At 64.8% G+C, this 19622-nt stretch carries 16 protein-coding genes; 7 read left to right on the top strand and 9 right to left on the bottom strand.

Annotated elements, in window-relative coordinates; all coding sequences use genetic code 11:
• The coding region (locus tag AC5RWX_RS20815; RefSeq protein WP_494098208.1) for a ParA family protein at positions 1–430 on the bottom strand (430 nt) is incomplete at its 3' end.
• Between the two features lie 301 nt (positions 431–731).
• Between AC5RWX_RS20815 and AC5RWX_RS20810 the strand changes: the two genes are divergently transcribed.
• Positions 732–4130: a pyruvate carboxylase gene (locus AC5RWX_RS20810; RefSeq protein ID WP_494098207.1), complete on the top strand. Its 3399-nt coding sequence runs from the start codon at positions 732–734 to the stop codon at positions 4128–4130.
• Between the two features lie 198 nt (positions 4131–4328).
• Here the strand turns inward: AC5RWX_RS20810 and AC5RWX_RS20805 are convergent, their stop codons facing one another.
• Entirely contained in the window at positions 4329–6137 is a 1809-nt protein-coding gene (locus AC5RWX_RS20805; RefSeq protein ID WP_494098206.1) for an AMP-dependent synthetase/ligase, read from the bottom strand.
• A 179-nt stretch (positions 6138–6316) separates the two neighbouring features.
• Here AC5RWX_RS20805 and AC5RWX_RS20800 point away from each other — a divergent pair, with 179 nt between their 5' ends.
• Positions 6317–7408, top strand: coding sequence for an ROK family glucokinase (locus AC5RWX_RS20800; RefSeq protein WP_494098205.1), 1092 nt, complete (start codon positions 6317–6319; stop codon positions 7406–7408).
• Positions 7409–7412: 4 nt separating this feature from the next.
• Here AC5RWX_RS20800 and AC5RWX_RS20795 read toward each other — a convergent pair whose 3' ends face one another.
• Genes AC5RWX_RS20795 through AC5RWX_RS20785 form a run of 3 tightly spaced genes read right to left on the bottom strand, consistent with a single transcriptional unit; the run spans position 7413 to position 9578 of the window.
• Complete coding sequence (locus AC5RWX_RS20795) at positions 7413–7991, bottom strand: hypothetical protein (RefSeq protein WP_494098204.1); 579 nt, start codon at positions 7989–7991, stop codon at positions 7413–7415.
• Entirely contained in the window at positions 7978–8793 is an 816-nt protein-coding gene (locus AC5RWX_RS20790; RefSeq protein ID WP_494098203.1) for an alpha/beta hydrolase, read from the bottom strand. The genes AC5RWX_RS20795 and AC5RWX_RS20790 overlap by 14 nt, the downstream gene beginning before the upstream one ends.
• Entirely contained in the window at positions 8790–9578 is a 789-nt protein-coding gene (locus AC5RWX_RS20785; RefSeq protein ID WP_494098202.1) for an alpha/beta hydrolase, read from the bottom strand. Before AC5RWX_RS20785 ends, AC5RWX_RS20790 begins: the two co-directional genes overlap by 4 nt.
• A 111-nt stretch (positions 9579–9689) precedes the next feature.
• Between AC5RWX_RS20785 and AC5RWX_RS20780 the strand changes: the two genes are divergently transcribed.
• Positions 9690–10538, top strand: a complete 849-nt coding sequence (locus AC5RWX_RS20780; protein WP_494098201.1) for a lysophospholipid acyltransferase family protein — start codon at positions 9690–9692, stop codon at positions 10536–10538.
• A gap of 127 nt (positions 10539–10665) precedes the next feature.
• Entirely contained in the window at positions 10666–12057 is a 1392-nt protein-coding gene (locus AC5RWX_RS20775; RefSeq protein ID WP_494098200.1) for a class II 3-deoxy-7-phosphoheptulonate synthase, read from the top strand.
• A gap of 65 nt (positions 12058–12122) precedes the next feature.
• Here the strand turns inward: AC5RWX_RS20775 and AC5RWX_RS20770 are convergent, their stop codons facing one another.
• Together AC5RWX_RS20770 and AC5RWX_RS20765 are read right to left on the bottom strand one after the other, a co-directional pair.
• Positions 12123–14222 (bottom strand): Stk1 family PASTA domain-containing Ser/Thr kinase, encoded by a 2100-nt coding sequence (locus AC5RWX_RS20770; RefSeq protein WP_494098199.1) that lies wholly within the window; start codon positions 14220–14222, stop codon positions 12123–12125.
• A 102-nt stretch (positions 14223–14324) separates the two neighbouring features.
• The gene (locus AC5RWX_RS20765; protein ID WP_494098198.1) at positions 14325–15707 is read right to left on the bottom strand and encodes a lytic transglycosylase; all 1383 of its coding nucleotides are present in this window, start codon (positions 15705–15707) and stop codon (positions 14325–14327) included.
• 241 nt (positions 15708–15948) lie between these two features.
• Here AC5RWX_RS20765 and AC5RWX_RS20760 point away from each other — a divergent pair, with 241 nt between their 5' ends.
• Positions 15949–16302, top strand: coding sequence for an Rv2175c family DNA-binding protein (locus tag AC5RWX_RS20760; protein WP_458778889.1), 354 nt, complete (start codon positions 15949–15951; stop codon positions 16300–16302).
• A gap of 23 nt (positions 16303–16325) precedes the next feature.
• Here the strand turns inward: AC5RWX_RS20760 and AC5RWX_RS20755 are convergent, their stop codons facing one another.
• Complete coding sequence (locus AC5RWX_RS20755; RefSeq protein ID WP_494098197.1) at positions 16326–17420, bottom strand: polyprenyl synthetase family protein; 1095 nt, start codon at positions 17418–17420, stop codon at positions 16326–16328.
• Positions 17417–17944 carry a hypothetical protein gene (locus AC5RWX_RS20750; protein WP_494098196.1) on the bottom strand — a complete coding sequence of 176 codons (528 nt, stop codon included), beginning with the start codon at positions 17942–17944 and terminating at the stop codon, positions 17417–17419. Before AC5RWX_RS20750 ends, AC5RWX_RS20755 begins: the two co-directional genes overlap by 4 nt.
• A 74-nt stretch (positions 17945–18018) precedes the next feature.
• Here AC5RWX_RS20750 and dinB point away from each other — a divergent pair, with 74 nt between their 5' ends.
• Positions 18019–19242: a DNA polymerase IV gene (dinB, locus tag AC5RWX_RS20745; protein WP_494098195.1), complete on the top strand. Its 1224-nt coding sequence runs from the start codon at positions 18019–18021 to the stop codon at positions 19240–19242.
• A 273-nt stretch (positions 19243–19515) separates the two neighbouring features.
• A partial coding sequence (locus AC5RWX_RS20740; RefSeq protein ID WP_494098209.1) for a DUF3040 domain-containing protein occupies positions 19516–19622 on the top strand: 107 nt, incomplete at its 3' end.

The following is a 19622-nucleotide window of genomic DNA, read 5'->3' as shown; positions in this document are numbered from 1 at the left end:
GGGTCAGGCCATTAAGGGATGGGGGGCAGTCGATCAGGACGAGCTGGTAGTTCCCTGCCGTGGCCAGCACCGAGGACAGCCGCCGCAGGTCGCGGCGGCTGAGATCCGGCCGGTCGTAGATTCCCGTGTAGGCAGAGCCGATGGCGACATCCAGGACCGCTGGACCCGAGCCATTTGATGGGGCCCGCGCCGTCCAGCTGCTGCCCACAACGTTCTCGGCGAGTTTGGCCCGACGGGGGCTCTTGAGCATCCTGCCGATATCAAGCTGGTCGCCAGGCTGCACGCCGAGGGCGGTCGTTGCGTCTGCATGGGGATCAAGATCCACCACCAGCGTGCGGATGCCTGCGGCAAGGGCTGCAGACGCCAATCCTGTGGTGACGGAAGTCTTGCCGACTCCACCCTTGAGGCTGCTGATGCTGACTACTTGCACTTGAGAGACCAAAACCTAACGCCGGATGCCGTGTTGGGAGTAATGTTTGCTCCGGCAGTGCCGAAGCCGGACGGTCCTGCCGCCCTACTCATCATATGTGGATGCGTCGGCGATTCCTGCTTTAAGGGGCGTCGGCATGGCACCGACTATGCTGCCGGGGCGGTTTCCGCCCGGGCCGGCAGAAGGGCTCGGGACATGACGGGGAAATCTGTGATGGTGGCCACAAAGATTTGTGTTTGCCCTTATAGGTCCTAGACACTGTGACCACTCACCGATCCACCCGCAATGATGCAGGAGAAGTATGTTTTCCAAAGTTCTGGTGGCCAACCGCGGCGAAATCGCGATCAGGGCCTTCCGCGCCGGCTACGAGCTGGGCGCTAAGACCGTTGCCGTATTCCCCCATGAGGACAGGAACTCGATTCACCGCCAGAAGGCGGACGAGGCCTATCTGATTGGCGAAGAAGGCCACCCCGTCCGGGCCTACCTGGACGTTGCCGAAGTGGTGCGCGTAGCAAAGGAGTCCGGTGCGGACGCCATCTACCCCGGATACGGCTTCCTCTCGGAAAACCCGGACCTGGCCCGCGCGGCCAAGGATGCCGGTATTACCTTCGTCGGTCCGCCGGCCGAGGTGCTGGAACTTGCGGGCAATAAGGTGGCAGCCCTGAAGGCTGCCCGTGACGCCGGTGTTCCCGTCCTGAAGTCCAGCGCGCCCTCCAAGGACCTGGACGAGCTCATTGCGGCAGCGGACGAGATCGGCTTTCCCATCTTCGCCAAAGCCGTGGCCGGCGGCGGCGGGCGGGGCATGCGCCGGGTGGATACCCGCGAGGCACTCCCGGAGGCCCTGCAGGCCGCCATGCGTGAGGCGGACGCAGCATTCGGTGACCCCACCATGTTCCTGGAGCAAGCCGTCCTGCGCCCGCGCCACATCGAAGTGCAGATCCTGGCTGACGCCGAGGGCAACGTGATGCACCTCTTCGAGCGGGATTGCTCTATCCAGCGCCGCCACCAGAAGGTTATTGAGATTGCCCCGGCCCCCAACCTGGACGAAGGCATCCGGCAGGCGCTGTACCGGGACGCCGTTAAGTTCGCCAAGGCCCTGAACTACGTCAACGCCGGCACGGTGGAGTTCCTTGTTGACACGGTTGGTGAGCGCGCCGGCCAGCACGTCTTCATCGAAATGAACCCCCGTATCCAGGTGGAGCACACCGTCACGGAGGAAGTCACCGACGTCGACCTCGTCCAGGCCCAGATGCGGATTGCCGCGGGCGAAACGCTGGCGGACCTCGGCCTCTCCCAGGATTCCGTGCAGCTGAAGGGCGCGGCACTGCAGAGCCGCATCACCACCGAGGATCCCGCCAACGGGTTCCGCCCCGACGTCGGAAAGATCACCGGCTACCGCTCTGCCGGCGGAGCCGGCGTACGGCTCGACGGCGGCACTGTCTACTCGGGCGCCGAAATCAGCCCGCACTTCGACTCCATGCTGGTGAAGCTCACCTGCCGCGGCAGGGACTACCCGGCCGCCGTCGCCCGCGCCCGCCGCGCCCTCGCGGAGTTCCGTATCCGCGGTGTCTCCACCAACATCTCCTTCCTCCAGGCGGTGCTCGACGACCCGGACTTCATCGCCGGCGATGTGGCCACGTCCTTCATCGACGAGCGCCCGCAGCTGCTCAAGGCGCGTATCTCTGCCGACCGCGGCACCAAGCTCCTCACCTGGCTTGCCGAAGTCACGGTCAACAAGCCGAACGGTGAGCTGACCGTGCACTCGAATCCTGCCAGCAAGCTGCCTTCCGTCAAGGACAAACAGGCAGCACCGGGATCACGGCAGAGGCTACTTGAGCTGGGGCCTGAAGGTTTTGCCAGGGCGCTTCGTGAACAGAACGCCGTGGCCGTCACGGACACCACCTTCCGGGACGCCCACCAGTCGCTCCTGGCCACCCGCGTCCGCACCCGCGACCTCGTGGCAGCCGGCCCCGCAGTTACGGCGCTCATGCCGGAGCTGCTTTCCGTTGAGGCCTGGGGCGGCGCCACGTACGACGTTGCCCTCCGGTTCCTGGGCGAGGATCCCTGGGACCGGCTCGCCGCCCTTCGCCAGGCGCTTCCGAACGTGTGCCTCCAGATGCTCCTCCGCGGCCGCAACACGGTGGGTTACACGCCCTACCCGGAAGAGGTCACGGAAGCCTTCGTTAATGAGGCAGCGGCCACGGGCATCGATATCTTCCGCATCTTCGACGCCTTGAACGATGTCAGCCAGATGGCACCCGCCATCCGTGCCGTCCGGGCAACAGGCACCGCCGTCGCCGAGGTCGCGCTCTGCTACACCGGCGACATGCTGGATCCCGAGGAAACGCTCTACACGCTGGACTACTACCTGGGCCTCGCCCAGAAGATCGTGGACGCCGGAGCCCACATCCTGGCCATCAAGGACATGGCAGGACTGCTGCGTCCCGCCGCCGCGGCGAAACTCGTCTCCGCCCTCCGGGAACGCTTCGACCTGCCGGTGCACCTGCACACCCACGACACCGCAGGGGGCCAGCTCGCCACCCTGCTGGCCGCTGTGGATGCCGGGGTCGACGCAGTGGACGTCGCCTCCGCATCGCTGGCCGGAACCACCAGCCAGCCTTCAGCCTCCGCCCTGGTCGCAGCACTGGCACACACCCCGCGGGACACTGGCCTCAGCTTGGCCGCAGTCAGTTCGCTGGAGCCGTACTGGGAAGCGGTCCGCCGCGTCTACGCACCGTTCGAATCGGGTCTTCCGGGCCCCACCGGGCGTGTGTACCAGCACGAAATCCCCGGCGGGCAGCTCTCCAACCTCCGCCAGCAGGCCATGGCCCTGGGACTCGGGGAGCGGTTTGAGGCGATCGAGGACATGTACACCGCCGCCGACCGGATCCTGGGCCACCTGGTCAAGGTCACGCCGTCCTCCAAGGTGGTGGGCGACCTCGCCCTGCACCTGGTGGGACTGAACGCGGACCCGGCCGACTTCAACGAGAACCCGCAGAACTACGACATCCCGGATTCAGTCATCGGATTCCTTTCCGGTGAACTGGGTGACCCGCCGGGAGGCTGGCCCGAGCCCTTCCGCACCAAGGCCCTCCAAGGCAGGAGTGTGAAGGTCCGCGACGTGGAACTCAGCGCCGAGGACAGCGCCGCCCTGAAGTCCGATTCCAAGACCCGCCAGAACACGCTGAACCGGCTGCTCTTCGAAGGTCCCACCAAGGACTACCTGAAGAGCGTGGAAACCTACGGAAACATCTCGGTTTTGGACACCCGCGATTACCTCTACGGACTCCAGCGCGGCGCCGAGCACGAGATCCAGCTGGAGAAGGGCGTGCGGCTGATCGCGTCCCTCGAAGCCGTCTCCGAGCCTGACGAAAAGGGCATGCGCACGGTCATGTGTACCCTCAACGGCCAGTCCCGGCCGGTGGTGGTCCGGGACCGTTCCGTAGTCAGCAACGTCAAGGCGGCCGAGAAGGCCGACCCGGGCCAGCCCGGCCACGTGGCAGCCCCGTTCGCCGGTGCTGTCACCGTCACCGTCAAACCCGGCGACGCCGTGAACGTGGGAGACACCGTGGCCACCATCGAAGCAATGAAGATGGAAGCGTCCATCACGACGCCGGTGGCCGGTAAGGTGGCCCGGCTCGCCATCTCCACGGTGGAACAGGTAGAGGGTGGAGACCTGCTGCTGGTGGTGGAGCAGTAGCCCGGCAGCTGAGTTAACAATTGAAGGGTCCTCCCACTGGGAGGACCCTTCCTTGTTTCTGGCGCGGAATGTGGCAGTGGCAGGCCTAATCTTCTGCGTGCTGTTCCGTTGCCACGCTAAGGCCGCTTCGCGGCGAGCAGGTGCGCCGGGCCGCTTCTAAGCACGCTGCCGGACCAGGCCTGCCTCAGGTGATGCCTGCTACGAGCGCGGTGCGGCGTACATTTCCTCGATCACCGTCTCGAAATCCTTCATCACCTGCGCCCGCTTGACCTTCATGGACGGCGTCAGGTGTCCGGAGGCCTCGGTGAAGTCAGCAGGCACGATCCGGAAGGACTTGATCGCTTCGGCCTGTGATACGGAGGCGTTCGCTGCGGTGATCAGGTCCTGGACGGCTGCCTTGACCACGGAGTTGTTGGCCGCATCCTCGAGGGACGTGTCTGCCGGGAGGTTGTGGCGCTGCAGCCAGCCGGGCAGGGCCTCCTGGTCCAGGGTGACAAGGGCTCCGATGAAGGGCCTGTTGTCACCGACCACCAGCACCTGGGAGACCAGGGCATCTGCTCGGATCTGGTCCTCGAGCAGCGCGGGGATCACATTCTTGCCACCGGCGGTCACGATGATTTCCTTCTTGCGGCCGGTGATCCACACAAAGCCGTCTTCGTCGAGGCGGCCGATATCGCCGGTGCGGAACCACCCGTCGGCGAAGGTTTCCGAGGTCAGGTCCTCGCGCTTGTAGTAGCCCCGCATCACGCAGACACCCTTAGCGAGTATTTCGCCGTCTTCGGCAATTCGGACTGCGTTCCCGGGCAACGGCTTGCCCACGGAACCGATCTTGATCAGCGACGGCGTATTGACGGAAATAGGGGCTGTGGTTTCAGTCAAGCCATAGCCTTCGAGGACCTGGAGACCGATGCCCTGGAAGAAGTGGCCCAGGCGCTCACCCAGCGGCCCGCCGCCGGACACGGCGTGGGCAACGTGGCCGCCCATGGCTGCCCGCAGCTTGCTGTACACCAGTTTGTCGAAGAGAGCGTGGCGAAGCTTGAGGCCTAAACCTACCCGCCCGCTCTGGCGTGCCTTGGAAAAGGCGATAGCAGTGTCAGCGGCCTTGTGGAAAATGGCACCCTTGCCGCCGTCCTCCGCCTTGGTCAGCGCCGAATTGTAAACCTTTTCGAACACTCGCGGCACGGCAAGGATGAAGGTGGGCTCGTAGCTCTGCAGATCGGCGAGGAGGTTCTTTATGTCGGGTGTATGGGCCACTGTGGTCCCGGCGGCCATGGCCAGGACGGAGATAAAGCGCGCAAAAACGTGGGCCAGCGGCAGGAACATGATGGTCTTCGCGTTCTCATGGACGATCTCGCCGATGATGGCGAGGGCGTTGTCCGAGAGTTCAACGAAGTTTCCGTGCGTAAGTTCGCAGCCCTTGGGACGGCCCGTAGTGCCGGAGGTGTAGATGATGGTGGCGATGTCGTCCAGGTTTGCCATGGCGCGCCGCGACTCCAGGTCTGCGTCGCTGACCTCGCGGCCGGCTTCACGAAGGGCATCCAGCCCCTGGCCTTCCAGTTGCCACACGTGGTGGAGTGCTGTGAGGCCCTCGGCCGTCACCGCCTGGCGGATCACGTCCTCATGGTGTGCTGCTTCGCCGAAGGCTGCCACCGCACCGGAGTCACCGAGGTTCCAAGCCACCTGCGACGGGGAGGAGGTCTCGTAAATCGGAACCGATACTGCACCTGCAAACCAAATGGCAAAGTCCACCAGCGCCCATTCGTAACGGGTGCGGGACATGATGCCTACGCGGTCACCCGCAGCCACGCCGCTTGCCATCAGTCCTTTCGCAAGGGCAGAGACGTCGGCCAGGAAGTCCTTGGCTGGAATGTCCTGCCAGGCACCGGCGGAGTCGAGCCGCGAAAACAGTGCAGGGTTGCTGGGCTTTGCAGCCTGCCGCAATACCAGATCAGTGATGTTGGTTTCCGGTGGGACAACAACAAGAGGCGGAACACTGAATTCGCGCACTATAGCTCCTTTGATATCCGAAGACCCGCGCAGGGGTATGCCTAAAGACTAGTACGCCTGTACCGGGCCGTGCAGAAACTAAACCTACTGACGAGTAACTTTGGCGTCAATGGTCCCGGGCGGGACATGCGGGGACTGCTTGCTTCACCCCCGGAACCGCAAGCCTAGAATGGTTGACTATGTACGCACCGCCTCCCGGCGAACAAGCCGGCCCCTTGCGACGCCCGGTTCCGTGGAGGCGGCGCCCGATCACTGGCCGGACCAGGCTGCGTCATGGTGAGGGCTTCCGCGAACACCTGCGCCTTGGCCGGAAGGGCCTTGCGATCGGAATCGACATCGGGGGCACCAAGGTGGCCGCCGGTGTGGTGGACGCCGAAGGCAGGATCCTCAACGAGGCGCGCCGCTCAACGCCGGGCACGGATCCGCGGGCAGTTGAACAAGTCATCGTGGAGCTGGTGGAGGAGCTTGGCCGGGGGCACCGCATCTGGTCAGTCGGGATCGGCGCCGCCGGGTGGATGGACCTCGACGGCGGCACGGTACTTTTCAGTCCGCATCTCGCCTGGCGGAACGAACCGCTCCGGAAAAACCTGCAGAACCTGTTGCGTCGTCCCGTCCTGCTGGCCAACGACGCCGACGCCGCGGCGTGGGCGGAGTGGCGCTTTGGTGCCGGTCAGGGTGAAGCCCGGCTGGTGTGCATCACCCTGGGCACGGGAATTGGCGGGGCCATGGTGATGGACGGGCGCGTGGAGCGCGGCAGGTTTGGCGTAGCCGGCGAGTTCGGCCACCAGATCATCATGCCCGGCGGCCATCGGTGCGAGTGCGGCAACCGGGGATGCTGGGAACAGTACGCGTCCGGGAACGCGCTGGGACGTGAGGCCCGGATCCTGGCGCGGGCGAACTCCCCGGTAGCCCAGGACCTCCTCGCTGCCGTGGGTGGCAACACCGACACGATCACCGGTGCAATTGTCACTGAGCTGGCCTTGGCCGGTGACGCGGCTTCCCGTGAGCTGATCGACGAAGTAGGTGACTGGCTCGGACTCGGACTGGCCAACCTGGCCGCGGCGCTGGATCCCGGCCTGTTCGTCATCGGCGGCGGCCTCTGTTCAGCAGGGGACCTGCTGGTGGAACCTGCCCGAAAGGCCTTCGCCCGCAACCTGACCGGCCGCGGCTTCCGGCCGGCCGCCGGCATTCAGCTGGCGGCCCTCGGACCGAATGCCGGCCTGATCGGGGCGGCTGATCTGTCCCGGGTGAGCAGCAGGGTGCGCGCCTGAGGCACTAAACGCGGGCGCCGTCGTCGTTCTCGTCTTTTTCCTGCGGGAGCTTCATGATCAGGTAGACCGTGCCCAGGACAAACACGGCCACGATGCCCACGATCGCGAGCAGCGGTGCCGAGCGCCAGAACATGGCCGACAGCAGCAGGGCTATGGGCCCGCCGACCGCGGCCAGCCAGGCCAGCATGGTCAGGGGGTCGGTTCCGGCCAGGCTCGGCGGCTCCTCGGGAATGAACTCGCCGTCGTCCCCGTCCACGTCATACGCCCGTGGCCCCCGGGCCGCCTTGCCGTCGGCGGCGTCACGGGGTGTGGAGGCCGACTCCTGCCGTTCGGCGGCGGAAAGCTCGGTGGGAGCAGCTCCAGCAAGGCCGAGGGGATCGAAGTCCCGGAAGGTGGCGGGCCTGGCCGGGGGAGCAGGAGTTCCTTCGGGCGCCCCGGGGCGGTCGGCATTACCCGTAGCGCCAGTATCTGTACCGGCAGGGCCTGCCAGGGAGTCTGATTCAAGGCGGGCCACCAGGTCAAGCCAGACGGCGTCGTCGTGGTTGGCGCCCTGGTCCGCGGAGCCGGGATCAGGCCTGTTCATGGGAGGCCTCCTGGCCGGGCAGCCCAACTGAGGCATCCGCAGCGCCGGCCGTGGAAACCGCGCTGCGAATGAAGTCCACAGAACCCGCAAAGATTTGGTCGGCGTCGTTGTCCATGGTGGCCACGTGGTAGCTGTTTTCCAGCCGGACCAGCTCCAGGGGAGCGTGCGTGAGGCCGCGGCGCAGCGCCACGATGCTGGAGTCAGACACCACATGGTCAACCGTGGACCGATAAACCTGCACAGGAGCAGTGACCCTGGGCAGCATCCTGATGGTGTCCTTGAACATCTTGTTGACTTCGTGGGCGGCCGCCACCGGAGTGCGGGCATAGGCGCCCTCATCCATGCCTTTTTTAAGGATGTCGTTCGCGATGGCCGGTGTGCTTTTCATAACCAGTTTCAGGATTCCGGCGAGCGGAGCGCGCGGATCGTCAATCACCAGCCCCGGATTCACCAGGACCACCCCGGCCACCGGACGCGTGGCGGCGATGCGCAGCGCCAGCGCGCCTCCCATGCTGATGCCGGCCGCAAAGACGTGGTCGCACTCCGCGTCAAGTTCCAGGTAGGCCTCATCAAGTGCTCCATGCCATTGCTGCCACTTAGTCCGGGCGAGCTCCTGCCAACTGGTGCCGTGGCCCGGCAGCAGCGGCATGCGGACAGCGAAACCGGCGGCAGCGAAGGTATGGGCCCAGGTACGCAGGCCATGCGGGCTTCCCGTGAATCCGTGCGAGAGCACCACGCCGATTCGGGGCCCCTCACCAATGAAAGGACTGCTGTACGGGCTGTGGTCCGGACTGGAGGTCATGGGGTCTCCACTGAGGTGTTCTGGTGGGCGTGGGCATGGAAAAAGGCGCTGGATTTCGAAAAGATCTCCGGCGCATCCACGTCCAGCGTAGCCACATGGCCGCTGCTGGCAAGGCTGACTACCTCTTGAAGGTGCGTCCCCAGGCGGTCTCTCAGTACTGCCAGCGAGGTGGGCGGGACTACTGCGTCCGTCTGAGACTTGAACACCTGCACGGGAGCCGTGACGCGGGGCAGGCCCCGGGTGGCAGCCCCGAACAGTCTCTTCAGCTCGTGGACGGCGGACAGCGGAGTGCGCGAATAGTCGCCGTCTTCGGTGACAACCGCCGTGGGTTGCTCCTCCTGGATAGGGAGGGTGGTCTTCTGGAAATACTTCAGCACGCCTATGACGCGTACCCGGCGGTCATAGAAGCTCAGGCCGGGGTTCACCACCGAGACGCCCGCCACGGTGTGCCTGGAAGCAGTCAGCAGCGCGATGGCTCCGCCCATGGACAACCCTGCGACGAAGCAGGTATCGGTCCGCTCCGAAAGCTCCAGGTAGGCACCTTCGAAGCTGTGGTACCACTCGTTCCAGCGCGTCCGGGCAAGGTGGCGCCAGTCAGTCCCGTGCCCGGGCAGCAGGGGAACGGTTACCGCATACCCTTGCGAAGCGAGGTGTTCTGCCCACGGCAGCACACTCAGGGGGCTGCCGGTGAAACCGTGGCAGATTGCCACGCCAATCCGCGCGTTGGCTCCGTGGCCGGGATAGCTGAAAGCGGCAGGACGGGGCGGGGTGCTGCTTTCGCTCATGACTCCATCGTGTCACTGTTCCCGGCAAATCTCACTAGAGTAGGGTTGCATTGAACTGCTGGCCAGGCCCGACGCGGGGCCTGAGGGCTGCTTTCCGGAGGGGTTTCGCACGTGTTCTATTGGATGATGAAAAGGATCTTCCTGGGTCCGGTGCTGAAGCTGCTTTTCCGCCCGTGGGTGAAAGGCCTGGACAACATTCCGGCCGAGGGCGCGGCGATTATCGCTTCCAACCACCTCTCGTTTTCCGACTCGATTTTTATGCCCTTGATGGTCCGCCGGCCGGTGGTGTTCCTGGCCAAGTCCGAGTACTTTACCGGCACGGGAATCAAAGGCAGGTTGACGGCCCTGTTCTTCAGGCTTACCAACCAGTTGCCCATGGACCGGTCCGGCGGTGCGGCATCTGAGGCATCGCTGAGCGCCGGAATGGACGTCCTCACGCATGGCGGGCTGCTGGGCATCTACCCGGAGGGGACCCGCAGCCCCGATGCGCGCCTCTACCGCGGAAAGGTGGGCGTGGCCAGGCTCGCGCTCAAGGCCGGAGTCCCGGTGGTTCCCGTGGCAATGATCGGCACCGACAAAGTGCAGCCCATCGGCAAGCGCCTGCCGAACATCCGCAGGATCGGCATGATTTTTGGTGAGCCGCTAGACTTCAGCAGGTACCACGACCAGGCCGAGGACCGTTTGGTCCAGAGGCAGGTCACGGACGAAATCATGTTCGAGTTGATGCGGCTCTCCGGGCAGGAATACGTGGATGAGTATGCGGCCGTCGTCAAGCTCCGGCTCGCAGGCAAGCCCGTTGACCCTGCAGCGGCTGCGGAACCCCTTGCCACGCCCGTGCCTTCCGAGGGCATCCGTGGCGGCTCGGATGCCGATGCCGGTGCCCCCCGTGCCGGTGCCGGGGAACTGGTTCCCGACCCCGCAAAGCAGCAGGACGACGGCGGGGCTGCCGCCACTGCGTGAGCCATGTTGGCTCCCCGCCGGCAGCCTTCCGGATCCGCTGGCGGTTGGGTGGATGACTGTGACGCCGTCCCCGGGATGCGTGACGCCGTGGTGTTCCCCACGCCTGCGCGACCGTTAGTCTTAGAGGGTGACTGAGCTATCTGCAAAACCTGCCTTTTCGCTGTCCAGCACCGCCCAGAGCGGAGCGGCCAACTATCCCGGACTCGATGATTGGCGGGACCTGCCCATTTCCCAGCAGCCCAGCTGGCAGGACAGGGACGTATTCGATGCCTCGGTAAAGGAACTCTCCGTCCTTCCTCCGCTGGTCTTCGCCGGCGAGGTGGATGTCCTCCGCGAGCGGCTGGCTGCTGCTGCCCAGGGCAAGGCCTTCCTGCTGCAGGGCGGCGACTGTGCCGAAACCTTCGAAGCAGCCACGGCGGACAAGATCAGCGCCCGCGTCAAGACCATCCTCCAGATGGCGGTGGTCCTGACGTACGGCGCCGCAATGCCCGTTATCAAGATGGGCAGGATGGCCGGCCAGTTCGCCAAGCCCCGCTCGTCCAACGACGAAACCCGCGACGGCGTGACGCTTCCGGCGTACCGCGGCGATATCGTCAACGGCTACGACTTCACGCCTGAGTCCCGCGGCCACGACGCCGCTCGCATGCTCCGTGCCTACCACACGTCCGCCTCCACGCTGAACCTCATCCGCGCCTTCACCCAAGGCGGATTCGCGGACCTGCGCTCGGTGCACCAGTGGAACAAGGGCTTCACCGAGAACCCGGCCCACGCCCGCTACGAGTCCCTGGCACGGGACATCGACCGGGCCATTATGTTCATGGATTCCTGCGGTGCGGATTTTGAGGCACTCAAGCGCGTTGAGTTCTTCGCCAGCCACGAGGCCCTCCTCCTGGATTACGAGCGCGCCCTCACCCGGATCGACTCCCGCACCGGATTCCCGTACGACACCTCCGCACACTTCCTCTGGATTGGGGAGCGGACCCGCGAGCTGGACCACGCACACGTTGATTTCCTTTCCCGGGTGCGGAACCCGATCGGCGTCAAGCTCGGCCCGTCCACCACCGGCGACGACGCCCTCCGCCTGATCGACAAGCTGGACCCGGAGCGCGAGCCCGGCAGGCTGACGTTCATCACCCGCATGGGTGCTGGTAACATCCGCGAGAAGCTGCCCGCCGTCGTCGAAAAGGTCACCGCGTCAGGCGCCCAGGTCCTCTGGGTTACCGACCCCATGCATGGCAACACCGTGACGTCCCCGAATGGCTACAAGACCCGCAACTTTGACGACGTCATCGACGAAGTGCGCGGCTTTTTCGAGGTGCACCACGCCCTGGGGACTGTTCCCGGCGGCCTGCACGTGGAGATGACCGGCGACGACGTCGCGGAGTGCCTCGGCGGCGCTGATCCGATTGATCAGGACGCTTTCCTGGACCGCTACGAGTCGGTCTGCGATCCCCGGCTGAACCACATGCAGTCACTGGAAATGGCGTTCCTTGTGGCAGGGGCACTCGCCAAGCACTGAGCTGTGCCAAGCACTGATGTTCGGCTGGCACCTGCGGGTGCCTGGTGTGGGCGGGCCGGGCCCGCCTACACCACGGTCAGTGTGATGACGGACCCTTCAGGTACCTCGGTGTCCACAGGATCCTGGTTGCGGACTGTGCCGAAGAAGCCGCCCAGGATGTTGTTCACCTGCACACGGAAGCCGAGGGCCTCAAGGGCCCGCTTCGCCTCCGCTGCCTGCTTGCCAATGTAGCTGGGCACTTCCACCATCCTGGGCCCCTTCGAGATGGTCAGGGTCACCGTTCCGCCGCGGGTAAGGGTTCCGCTGGCCGGAGACTGGCTGACCACAGCGCCCTCGGGGATGTTCCTGTCGAAAACCTCTTCCCGCGCAACGTCAGCCTCCAGCCCGGCCGCTTCTATGGCGTCTCTTGCATCATGCTCATCCTGCCCCACCACGTTGGGCACCGGAATGGGCTCGGGGCCCTTCGAGACCACCAGGTTGACGGGCGTTCCACGGGGTGCTGGAGCGCCGGCGGCCGGATCCTGCGACATCACAACGCCAGCGGCTATAGCCTCATGAAACTGTTCCGTGACGGTTCCAAGCGCCATCCCGGCGGCGTTGAGTCCAGTCTTGGCTTCCTCCAGGGTGCCGCCGGTGAGCCCGGGCAGGGGGAAAAGTTGCGGTCCCTTTGAGACAAACACCGAGACAGGCTGGAATTTCCGGATCTCAGAGCCGGCCGGCGGTTCGGTGCCTACAACCAGCCCGTTGGGGACGTCGTCGTCGAAAACGTCCCTGGTTGTGGACCGGAAACCCGCTTGGCTCAGGAGTTCCTGGGCCTGTGCCACCGTCTTGTTTGCCACGGAAGGGATGGCTGCGGCGGAGCCGGGGCCCATACCGAAAAACCAGCCGGCACCTGTGGCCAGCAGTGCTGCGATGACCAGGACCACCACCCACAGGACTCCGCGGCGGCGCTGGCTGCCTTCGCGGAGGTTGCGTGCCGGAGTGGCTGCAGCGCGCGCCCGGGCCTTCTCATCTTCCTTGTCGGCTTTGCGCTGCGCCCGCTTGCTCAGTGGCGGCGGCGCCGCAGTCCACGGGGCGTCGTCGTCCTTATTCGGCGGGGTGAGGACGTGCCGTTGACCGGGCGCCGCGGGCGGCGCCTCCCGTCCGGGGCCCTGACCTGGGTGCGGCTGCAGCGGCCGGTATGGTGGCGCAGCCGGGCGCCCAAACGGCATAACGCTTGTTGGATTGTTTGTGCGGGATATTACTTCGGTGTGGTTTTGGTTTCCGGCGGTGTCCTGGCCGGCGGCATCCAACGCGGCGGGAGGCTGCAGGTCCAGTTCGCTATCGCTGAGGTTGGTCCTGATGTGGCGCAGTTCCTGGAGCAGCGCATTGCCGTCGATGGGGCGGTTTTCCGGATCGTTGGCCGTACACCACTGCACCAGTTCATCCACCTCCGCGGCCAGGCCCGGCACCAGGGCGGAAGGCGGGCCCACCGCGCCATTGACGTGCTGGTAGGCCACCTGGATCGGGACCTCGCCGGTGAACGGCTGCTGGCCGGTCAGCATCTCGTAAAGCATGATGCCCACCGAGTACACGTCGCTCCGGGCGTCAGCGGACTTACCGAGGACGAGTTCGGGGGAGATGTAGGCAACGGTGCCGAGGAGCGCTCCCGTGCTGGTGGAGGTGGTGACTGCGCGGGCCAGCCCGAAATCGCCAATCTTGATTCTGCCGTCATCGGCTATGAGGACGTTTTCGGGTTTAACGTCCCGGTGGATGAATCCCGCCGTGTGGGCGGCGCCCAGGCCTTCCACCACAGGATCGATCAGCGCCAAAGCAAGCCGGGGCGGAAGCGCACCCTTGTCCCTCATCACATCCCGCAGCGTATGGCCTTTGATGTACTCCATGACCAGATACGCGGTGTGGGCGTCAGTGCCCTGATCCAGCACTCCCACTACGTGGGGGTGGGACAGCCGGGCGGCAGCTTTGGCCTCCCGGCCCAGCCTGCCGAGGAAACTCTCATCGGCGGAGAGGTGGGGGTGCAGCACCTTCAGGGCCACGTCCCGCTCCAACCTCTGGTCCGTGGCCACGTAGACGGTGGACATGCCGCCGCGCGCCAGCCTGGACCTGACGGCGTACCGGTTGTCCACCAAGGTCCCTACCAGAGGGTCTGACACGTGTTCCTGCACCCTATGATCGTAATCCAGCAATGAAACGGGTCCGAACCGATACCGGTCCGGACCCGTGCCGCCTTCTCCCCGCCGCTTCCGATTTTGGGGAAGCGAGCGGTGCTAGCCGAAGTTCTTCTGGTGTGCCTTGATGGCCGCGACGTAGGCCTTGGTGTCGTCGTACATGCCGTATTTGCTCACCGAATACTGGCCCTGGTAGTAGCCGGCGATGGCTGTGTCACGGTCCTTGCTGGTGGCGAGGAGCTGGCGGATGATCGCCACCCCGGCCGTCGCATTGTCGTAGGGATCCAGGAGGTTCAGCTTCCGCCCCACCAGGTCCGATGCCCACTGGCCCGAGCTGGGGATGACCTGCATGGTCCCGATGGCGTTCGCGGGGGATACCGCGCGCTGGTCGAAGCCGGACTCCTGGTGGGCGAAGGCAAGGGCAAGTGAAGGCTCCACGCCCATGGCACGCGCGGTATCCGCCACAATGCCGCGCATCTGCTCACGGGAGGGGACAGGCGAAGCGTTCAGGAGCGCCTTGTTTTCGTTCGCTGAGCTCACCACGGCTGCCGGGTAGCTGAAGCCAAGGAAGGAACTTGGTACCAGCGGCGTAACAGAGGCCGCGGGCTGCGGGGCCTGCTGGCCGGCGCCGGGGATGGCCAGCTTGTTGCCCGGGTAGATCACGGTGCCCATGTTCATCCGGTTGGCGGAGAGGAGATCCGAAAGCTTGACGCCGTGGCGCGAAGCGATGCCGGAAAGAGTGTCACCGGCCTTGACCGTGTACGAGCCGGATGCCGGGGCAGTAGCGGATGAGTTCGCCAGGGCAGGGGCCGGTGCTGACGGAGCAGGAGCTGGAGCGGCAGGAGCTGGAGCGGCGGATCCGCCGCCCACTTTGACTTTCTGCCCCGGGTAGATGATGGAACGCATGTTGAGGTTGTTCCAGGCAAAGACGTCGGCCAGGCTCACCCTGTGCTTTGCGGCAATGGCGCCCAGGGTGTCGCCCGGCTTCACGGTGTAGCTGGCACCGCCGGCGGGAGCGGAAGGGGCGGCGGGAGCAACTGCCGGAGCGGGGGCTGCCGGCGCGGCGGCCGAACCTGACAATTTGATCTTCTGCCCGGGGTAAATGATGGTGTTTGCCTGCAGGTTGTTGAGTTTCAGGACTTCACCCGTGTTCAGCCCGAACCTGCCCGCAATGGCGCTGATGGTGTCGCCCCGGGCGATGGTGTACTCAGCCGGCGCCGTCGGCTGCGCCGGCTTGAAGGCGGTGGGGATCGCGGTGGAGACGGACGACGCCGGGATGACAGCTGCCGTTGCCTGGGCGGCCGCCTGTGCTTTCATGGCTGCGGCGAGGGTGGCCGGGACCGCGCGGGCAGGCTGTTCCGCGGCGGCAGGCTGGGCGAGGGCTAAGGATGACAATACGACCGCTGGCAACGCTGCCGTGGTGGCAGCGATCATAGGCAGGCTCGGCTTGGGGGACTGCTTGGGCGAGCGGGACATCGTCATGGAAAGAATCCTCTTCTCAACTGCGGGCGCGGGCGGGGATGCCGCTGTCATTCTGATACTACTGTTACTCAAGTTATTGCTGTTACAAATGTGATCCATGTGAATCTCTCACGAATTTGCAATTAGCACAAGAATTCCCGCATTACCTGCAAGCAGTGATTCGTGGAGTGTTCGCGTGTCAGAGCGCTGCCGTGAATTTCCCGACTAGGCGCGACGGTACGCACCATGGCAACCTTGATCCGTGAGTAACGTAGAAAACCTCGTGGGCGAATGGTTGCCCTTGCCCGACGTCGCCCGTTTATTGGATGTTTCCATCACCAGGGTCCACAGTTTGCTTGACGAACATGCTTTGGCGGCTTTGCGGGTGGGAGAGCGCAATATCCGTTCGGTTCCGGCTGAATTCATTCAGGACGGCCAAGTGGTGGAGAGCCTCAAAGGCACCATCGTTGTACTCGCTGACGCCGGCTATTCCGACGAGGACCTCATCGTTTGGCTTTTCACGCCTGACGAATCACTGCGCGGCCGTCCCATTGATGCCCTGCGGGAGGGCCGTAAAACAGAAATCAGGCGCAGGGCACAGACCCTGGCCTGGTAGCCGTCAGGCTTTAGCCGCTCGAATCAGGAGGCGCGGCTGACGGTTGCTTCAGCCAGCCTCCGCAGCGCGGTTTTTGGCAGTTCGTCCAGTGGAAGTGCCTCGAGGGCGTCGAATGCTGCCGCGCCGAATTCATTGATCAGGACTTCGGTGGCCTGCAAGGCTCCCGACTCCTCGATGATCCGACGGATTTCAAGAATGTCTTCATCGGCGAGGTCGGGGCTGCCAAGTCTGGCGTCGATAAAGGCAGATTCGGCTGCCGACGCCTGGTCCAGGGCCAGCGCCACCAAAACGGTCCGTTTGCCTTCACGCAGGTCGTCGCCGGCGGGCTTGCCCGTGGTGAGTGGATCGCCGAAGACGCCGAGTACATCGTCCCGAAGCTGGAAGGCCTCGCCCAGGGGCAAAGCGAACGCGGAGTAGCCGCGGAGCAGTTCGTTCGAGGCGCCCGCGAGTGCTCCACCGAGCGCGAGAGGGTGCTCGGTCGAATACTTGGCTGACTTGAACCTGATGATTGACTGGGCCCTGCTGACCGCGCCTGCGCGGTCCCGAACCGGGCCCGCAACTTCCTCCAGGATGTCCAGGTACTGGCCGGCCATGACCTCTGCCCGCATGAGGTTGAAGATCAGCCGGGCACGGCTGCCCGCTGCGGCGTGCTCGCCAATATCCGTGAACGCTTCCTCGCTGAACGAGAGGCAAAGGTCTCCGGTGAGGATGGCAGCGGCCTGCCCGAACCGCTCACTGTCCAGGGCCCAGCCGCGGGTCCCATGGAGTTCGCTGAAGCGGCGGTGGACACTGGGTCCGCCCCGCCTGGTGTCCGAACGGTCAATGATGTCGTCATGGATCAGTGCGGCGGCCTGGAACAATTCCAGCGCGGCTCCGGCCGTCACGACCTGCTGCGCCGACGGTTCGCCGCCGGCGCCCCGCCACCCCCAGTAGCACATCAGCGCCCGGAGGCGCTTTCCGCCGGTCACCAGGTTGGAGATGGAGCCCATAATTGGTTCGATGTCCGGTGAAATCGCGGACATAATGGACTGCCGGGACCTGAGAAAGTCAGTCAGTTCGCCGGCAACTGCGGCCACAAAGGCGGCCTGTTCATTCCTTAACTGCTCAGCTGCCGTCACTTGGCTGACTCAGCTGCCACGTTGGCGCCGATGGTAAACGTGACAACACCGGCCGCTTCCACGGCAGAGAGATTGACCGTCTCGTTGTCGCCCCGGACAAAGTCCTTCGAAGCTACGGCCCCCACGGACTCACCGGGAACTGCCTTGAACCCGCGGCCCTCCAGCTCTTTGGTGTAAAAGTCCAGGACGGCTGCAGTAGGCGCGGTGATGGTGGCCACGAGGGCGGCGGTCGCCGGTGTCGAGGCCTTGTCGAAGCTGCTGGACACCACGCTCGCGCCGGGCATGAGCGGCAGGAGCTGCTGGGGGAATCCTTCGACGACGGCACCCACTGTGGCGGACGTGTTGGGCGAGGCGGAGGGGCTGGCCGAGGCTGTCACAGTGGACTGGGACGTTTGCACTACCGATGCGGAGGCGGAGGGTTCCGGTGTTCTTGGGGGCGTTGGGCTGCAGGCAGCGAGGGCCAACGCCGCCCCGACAGCAAAAGCGGCCAGGGTTGCTGGCCTAAGGTTTCCAATGACCGTCACAGGGACTTTCCTCCTGGTGTAGATGCCGGATTCAGCCTCCAGTTTAGTCAGTACAAAGCGATAGGATTGCAGCCGTGGGACCTGTGGGGACGAACGAACCGGCCGGAGCAGGCCTCCAACGCCGCAGGCCCAACTGCATCATGCACGTGGACATAGACGCCTTTTTCGTCTCCGTGGAACTGCGCACACGGCCCGAATTGAAGGGTAAGCCGGTCATTGTTGGTTACCCGGCGGAGCGTTCGGTTGTCCTGTCCGCCTCTTACGAAGCCAGGGCATTCGGCGTCAAGTCGGCCATGCCAATGGCAGTAGCAATGCGCATGTGCCCCCAGGCAGTAATCATCGAGCCCCGGCACAAGGTGTACTACGAAGTTTCCGCCGAGCTGATGGCAATCTTCGGATCCGTCACGGAACTCGTGGAACCGCTCAGCGTAGACGAAGCGTTCCTGGATGTTGGTGGCGCCATACGCCGGCTGGGTCCGCCGCGTACCATCGGTGAGCTGATCCGAAGCAGGGTGGCGGCTGACTTGGGAATCACAGCCTCGGTGGGGATTGCCGAAACCAAGTTTGTGGCGAAAATCGCCTCCACCCGCTGCAAACCTGACGGCCTGCTCCTGATCGGGCCGGACGAAACTGTTCCCTATCTCCACAGCCTGCCGGTCGGAGCGCTGTGGGGCGTGGGCGTGAAAACCACCGACGTCCTGGCTAGGATGGGCATCAAAACCGTAGCGGACCTGGCGGCCACGCCGGTGTCCTCCCTCAAAAAGATGCTTGGCGCCACCGGAATCCACGTACACCAACTCGCGTGGGGGATAGACCCGCGCCCCGTCACGCCCGTCCGTCTCGAGAAGAGCATCGGGGCCGAGGAGACCTTCGCCGAGGACACCGCCGACGACGCCCTCCTTCACCGTGAGCTGCTGCGGCTTTCACACCGTACGGCAGAACGGCTGCGAAGTTCGGGCATGGTGGCCCGAACCGTTGCCTTGAAGCTGCGCTTCGCAGACTTTTCCACCATCACGCGCAGCCGGACGGTTCAGACGCCCGTAGACAGTGCGCAACTCATCTACGGAGTGGCGCTTCAGCTCCTTGACTCCGTGGCCAGGACAATGACGGTCCGGCTTGTAGGAGTGCGGGCCGAACAGCTCGAAGAAGCAGCGCGGACGTCGCTCCAGCTGAGTATAGACCGCAGGGATGACAACTGGCGGGCCGCGGAGCAGGCCGTGGACCGGGTGGCCCGCAAATTCGGTGGTAAATCGGTTCTTCCCGCCCGCCTACTGGAGCCGGGCAGCGGGTCCGGATGAACCGGGCGGACAAGCGGCCGGAGGGCGCCGGGAAAGTCATTGCCGTCTTTCAGAACGGCCCTGAACAAACTATCCTTATAGATACGAAGTTTTTGAGTGACTGGACACACTACCAGGCTCTCTTGGACATGCTTCCGCTCCGGCGCCGGCATGCCAGGTTGACGTTTTCGCCATAGCCGGCGGGGCGGGAACCTCTAAGGCATGCCGGACGTTATCCGAGCAGAAGTAATGGCTGGGATCAGCCCGGATGTTGGCCTACAAAAGGAGGTCGTGATGCCGCTGTCGGAGCACGAACAGAAGCTGCTTGAGCAGCTGGAGAAGCAGCTTCACGAGGATGACCCAAAGTTCGCGAATTCCATGGGGTCGGACCCCGGGCGCTC

Source organism: Arthrobacter sp. SPT-J7 (assembly GCF_059089965.1).
Note: the sequence above shows the minus strand (reverse complement) of the source record. Positions and strands in the feature narration are given on the sequence as shown.